Here is a 5,079-nt window from a genome sequence, read left to right as displayed (position 1 = left end):
TTTCATTAGCTTTTGAACCTAATTGACTCGCTAATCCTTTTGCATTTTCTTTATAACTTTCTGGATCTTTTTTGTATTTATTATATTGCTCTTTTAATTTGTCTCTACTTTCTTTTCGAGATAATACAACTGCTGCAGTTGCAGCACCGACACCAGCAATAATTCTAAATAAGCCTGTAGTTTTAGACATAGTAAACACCTTCTCCTTTATGAATGCTGTAAAAGCTTTAATTCGTCATCTGAGAGTAACTTATACTCACCAGATTTAAGATTTTCATCTAACGCCAAATTAGCGATTTTAAGACGTTTTAATTCTAATACCTCATTTTCAATGGCATGAAACATCCTTTTAACTTGATGATACTTACCTTCATAAATGGTCACCTGTGACGTAGTCTCATTTACTCTTGTTAGTAAAGCAGGTTTAACTGGTCCATCAGATAGCGTGATCCCCTGCTTAAAAGCTTCAATATCATCATCAGATATCGTATGTTGAGAGATGACTTCATATGTCTTTGATACATGTTTAACGGGACTCATCAATTCATGACTAAACTGACCGTCATTTGTGATAAGCAATAATCCCTCTGTATCTTTATCTAATCTACCAACAGGAAAGATATCTAAATGTTGATATTCTGGAATTAAATCTATGACAGTGCGATTCGTTCCATCATGCGTAGCTGAAATATAGCCCTTAGGTTTATTGAGCATAATATAAATATGATTAATAAACGTAATTTGTTTTCCATTTACCATCACAATATCGTCTTCTGGATTAATATGACATTTAGGTGATTTCTCTATCGAATCGTTAACTGTAACGGTCCCTTTTTTTAAAAGTTGCTTTACCTCAGAACGTGTTCCCACACCCATATTAGCTAAAAATTTATCTAATCTCATCTTAAGAAACCAACTTTTCGACGAATTTTACCAGGTAAATCTCCTAAAAACTCATCAGCCAATCTATTTTTAATTGTAATTGTACCATAGATGAGACCACCTACAATAACGCCAATAATCAGAATAATAAACGCTCCAGATTTACGATCGACAGATATGAACAAGCTTAAAATAAAGTAAACAACTTCAACACTTATCATCATGATTAAACTATAAATGAAAATTTTAGCAACTTGAACAAATGTATCTGTAAAATGGAATTTAGCATAAATTTTCAAAATCATTAGGTTCGCGATGTTAGCGACTGTAAGCGCAATAGCAGTACTTAATACTGCACCTGCTGTATGGAATATCATAATTAATGGAATATTCAAGATTAATTTAACAATTACAGATCCTAAAATTACAAAAACTGTTAATTTTTGTTTGTTAATCCCTTGTAGCATTGACGCAGTTACACTTAATAAAGAAATTAAAATTGCAACTGGTGCATAGTAAAATAGTATTTTATTACCATCTGGATTATATTGATAGAATACAGTGTATAAAGGAGATGATAATGCCATTATTCCAAGACTTGCTGGCACTGTTATGTACATTAATACGCCAATAGACGTTCTAATTTGACGATGCATTTCTGTTAAGCGACCTTCAGCAAAAGTCTTGGTAATAAATGGTATTAAACTAACTGCAAAACCCGCTGCTAATGATGTTGGTATCATAACAATTTTGTTTGTTGTAAAGTTTAAGATAGTAAAGAAATAGTCTTTATTCGCATGGAATCCTGCTGCATCTAATGCATTATTGTGTGTAAATTGGTCCACTAAATTAAATAGTGGGAAATTCAGACTTACAATAACAAATGGAATACTATATGAAATTATTTCTTTATACATTTTAGTATAAGAAACATCTAGTCCAGAATTATCGGATGCTACCATTTTTTGAATATGTGGCTTACGTTTTCGCCAGTAATACCAAAGCGTTAGTAAACCAGCAATAGCACCTATCGCGGCTGCAAACGTAGCTATACCATTTGCTTGTAAGTAAGAACCATGAAAGACATTTAATACTAAGAAACTTCCGATAAGTATAAACACAATTCTAGCGAGTTGTTCTGTTACCTCAGAAACAGCTGTAGGTCCCATTGATTCGTACCCTTGGAATACACCACGCCATGTAGCAAGTAATGGTATAAATACAACTACCATACTTATCACTCGAATGATCCAAGTAATATCATCAATTGTCCATCCGCCTTTGCCCTCTTTACGTCCTAAAGTTAGAGAAGCAATATCTGGCGCTAAGAAAAATAGAATTAAAAATCCTATTATTCCTGATATGGACATAACGATAAAACTTGATTTATATAATTTCTGTCCAACTTTATACGCACCTAAAGCATTGTACTTAGCTACAAATTTTGAGGCTGCTAATGGTATTCCCGCTGTTGCAACAGCAATTGCGATATTATATGGAACATATGCATAGTTAAATGGTGCTAACTTTTCTTCCGCATTTGCACCCATAATGGCATAAAAAGGAATTACAAAAAGTACACCTAATATTTTAGTTATTAGAATACTTAATGTAATGAGAAAGGTACCTCTTACCATTTCCTTATTTTCACTCATATTTAATCTTCCTGCCTTTTTAATAATCAATTTATTTAATTTAAAACCTTTTTGAAGGGCTTGCATTACTATAAAATATATCACAAAATACTAATTGTTTACTAATGACTTTAATAGTTTTACTAAATTTAGGTTTAAACGCATAATAAATCAAGATATATATTCATTTGTTAATGAACCAATCTTAAATTATAACTAAAATTGTTAATAATTCAATCGTAATTTAAATTATAATAATAGCACTAAGATAATAAGACGGAGGTTTCTCAATGTATCAAACAATAATCATAGGTGGTGGACCTAGCGGACTCATGGCTGCAGTTGCTGCATCTGAGCAAAGTGAAAAAGTACTTTTATTAGAGAAAAAGAAAGGTTTAGGTAGAAAACTTAAAATTTCTGGTGGCGGTAGATGTAATGTTACGAATCGATTACCATATGCAGAAATAATTAAAAATATACCAGGTAATGGAAAATTTTTATATAGCCCTTTTTCTGTATTTGATAACGAATCAATCATACACTTTTTTGAATCTAGAGGCGTCAAATTAAAAGAAGAAGATCACGGCCGTATGTTTCCAGTATCTAATAAATCTCAAGATGTAGTAGATACACTTGTAAACACCATTAAACAAAATAAAGTCGATATTAAAGAAGAAACGATCGTTAACGATATTAATGTAGAAGACAATGGGATATTTACAGTTAGAACTGATAAAGGCTCATTTTTAAGTAAAAGTGTCATCATTGCAACTGGAGGCACAAGTGTACCTCAAACAGGTTCAACTGGAGATGGCTACAAATTTGCGGAAAGTTTAGGTCATAGCATTACTGAACTCTTCCCTACTGAAGTTCCTATTACTTCAGCAGAACACTTTATTAAATCCAAAGAACTCAAAGGTTTAAGTCTTAAAGATGTAGAATTATCCGTGCTTAAGAAAAACGGTAAAAAACGAATTAGCCATCAAATGGATATGATATTTACTCATTTTGGTATAAGTGGACCAGCAGCACTAAGATGTAGTCAATTTGTTTATAAAGAACAAAAAAATCAAAAGAAAAAAGAAATTAATATGCAATTAGATGTTTTTCCAGAATACAAAAATCATGTTCTAGAGGAAAAAATAACATCTATTTTAATTGAAGAACCTGATAAGTACATAAAAAATAGTTTAAGAGGACTTATAGAAGAACGATATTTGTTATTTATGCTCAAACAAGCTCAAATCGATGAAAATACTACATATCATCACATATCAAACCAACAACTAAAAAAATTAGTTGACTGTTTTAAAGCCTTTACCTTTAAAGTGAACGGCACTTTACCAATTGATAAAGCCTTTGTAACTGGTGGTGGTGTAAGTTTAAAAGAAATTTGGCCAAAAACGATGATGTCAAAAATACAACCTGGTTTATTTTTATGTGGAGAAGTATTAGATATTCACGGTTATACAGGTGGCTATAATATTACTAGTGCATTAGTAACTGGCCATGTTGCTGGACATGAAGCAGCCATTTTTAAATAGAACAAAAGAACTTCCTTCAAACAAATTAGGATTTAAACGTTTGAAGGAAGTTCTTTTAAAATTTAATTTCTGATTACCGGTAAAGAGCGTATTTCAATCTTATTTAACATTTTTTCTTCGCTTTGATATTAATAGTAAGAATAATCCACTGATTAAAGACAATTGAGTTAATGGTACAACATCTTCTACTTTTTTAATACCTGTATTAGGTAATAAAGTATTTCCATTAAATTCTATTAATTTTAATTTAGAATTGACTCTAGGATTTTTATTTTTAGAAGCTTCTTTTTCTATTTTAGAAATTTTTTCAGTATTTTTCATTTTATTAAATTTAATATCGTTAAGTTTAGCTTCAGTTTCTTCAACAATTTGACTCAATTGAGTATCATGTGTAGCTTTATCAATTCTTAATAATGAACTTTTAACAATATTATCTACAAGTGTCTTTAACTTATTCTTTTCTTCATTAGAAATATTTTGTGAATTCTCTATTTTTTCTACTATATCCTTACCTTTACTTAAAATTACTTTTTTAGCGTTTAGTTTAGCTTTAGCTAAGGTATTTATTTGTGTAATTAACTTACTATATTTAATATCAATTGCTTTAACTTCTCTATTACTTTTCGCTTTTTTAATTTCTGCAAAAGCTTGATTTATTATTTGATCAATCTTATGTTTTGCACGCATTTTTTCTTCATAAGTTGCAGATTTATTTGAATCAATGATTTCTTTTTGCTTAGTTGCAATATCCATCAGATGTTTAAGTGCTTTATTTTTCGCAATAACTGTAGTTTGAACTTTATTTATATCCAATTTACCTTTACTTAAAGATGCATCAACTTCGCTGTTGTTTAAAGATTTATCAATATTTTCTTTCGCAATTTTAATTACTTCGTCTACCTTAGCTTTTGCCGCTACTTTTTCTTCATCTGTAGCATTAGGCGTTTGATCGATTTCTCCTTTTTTAACTTCGGCTGCTTTGTCAATTGCTTGTTTTGCTTGTGCTTTTTTCTCAACCG

The 5,079-nt window shown here is 30.6% G+C and carries 4 protein-coding genes and 1 pseudogene; 1 reads left to right on the top strand and 4 read right to left on the bottom strand.

Translation table 11 applies throughout. The annotated features are described in order from the left end of the window. From HMPREF3239_RS11545 to HMPREF3239_RS11535, 3 genes and pseudogenes are all read right to left on the bottom strand, one after another. Positions 1–190, bottom strand: a pseudogene (locus tag HMPREF3239_RS11545) (YtxH domain-containing protein); the annotation flags it as partial. A 17-nt stretch (positions 191–207) separates the two neighbouring features. Continuing rightward, the gene (locus HMPREF3239_RS11540; RefSeq protein ID WP_053030514.1) at positions 208–903 is read right to left on the bottom strand and encodes a pseudouridine synthase; all 696 of its coding nucleotides are present in this window, start codon (positions 901–903) and stop codon (positions 208–210) included. Further along, positions 900–2,537 carry a putative polysaccharide biosynthesis protein gene (locus HMPREF3239_RS11535; RefSeq protein ID WP_053030516.1) on the bottom strand — a complete coding sequence of 546 codons (1,638 nt, stop codon included), beginning with the start codon at positions 2,535–2,537 and terminating at the stop codon, positions 900–902. The genes HMPREF3239_RS11540 and HMPREF3239_RS11535 overlap by 4 nt, the downstream gene beginning before the upstream one ends. A 269-nt stretch (positions 2,538–2,806) precedes the next feature. On the opposite strand from HMPREF3239_RS11535, the gene HMPREF3239_RS11530 reads away from it, so the two are divergent. Further along, positions 2,807–4,060: a BaiN/RdsA family NAD(P)/FAD-dependent oxidoreductase gene (locus HMPREF3239_RS11530; protein WP_070855679.1), complete on the top strand. Its 1,254-nt coding sequence runs from the start codon at positions 2,807–2,809 to the stop codon at positions 4,058–4,060. A gap of 99 nt (positions 4,061–4,159) precedes the next feature. Here the strand turns inward: HMPREF3239_RS11530 and HMPREF3239_RS11525 are convergent. Beyond that, a partial coding sequence (locus HMPREF3239_RS11525; RefSeq protein WP_141763618.1) for a DUF1542 domain-containing protein occupies positions 4,160–5,079 on the bottom strand: 920 nt, incomplete at its 5' end.

The organism is Staphylococcus sp. HMSC34C02 (assembly GCF_001838705.1).
GTDB classification, from domain to species: domain Bacteria; phylum Bacillota; class Bacilli; order Staphylococcales; family Staphylococcaceae; genus Staphylococcus; species Staphylococcus borealis.
The sequence above is the reverse complement of the archived record's forward strand: the minus strand, read 5'-3'. Positions and strand labels throughout refer to the sequence as shown.

Excerpts from the sequence above, each read along its gene's own strand:
- HMPREF3239_RS11530 (WP_070855679.1), top strand. The coding sequence starts at position 2,807 with ATGTATCAAACAATAATCATAGGTGGTGGACCTAGCGGACTCATGGCT.
- HMPREF3239_RS11535 (WP_053030516.1), bottom strand. The coding sequence starts at position 2,537 with ATGAGTGAAAATAAGGAAATGGTAAGAGGTACCTTTCTCATTACATTA.
- HMPREF3239_RS11540 (WP_053030514.1), bottom strand. The coding sequence starts at position 903 with ATGAGATTAGATAAATTTTTAGCTAATATGGGTGTGGGAACACGTTCT.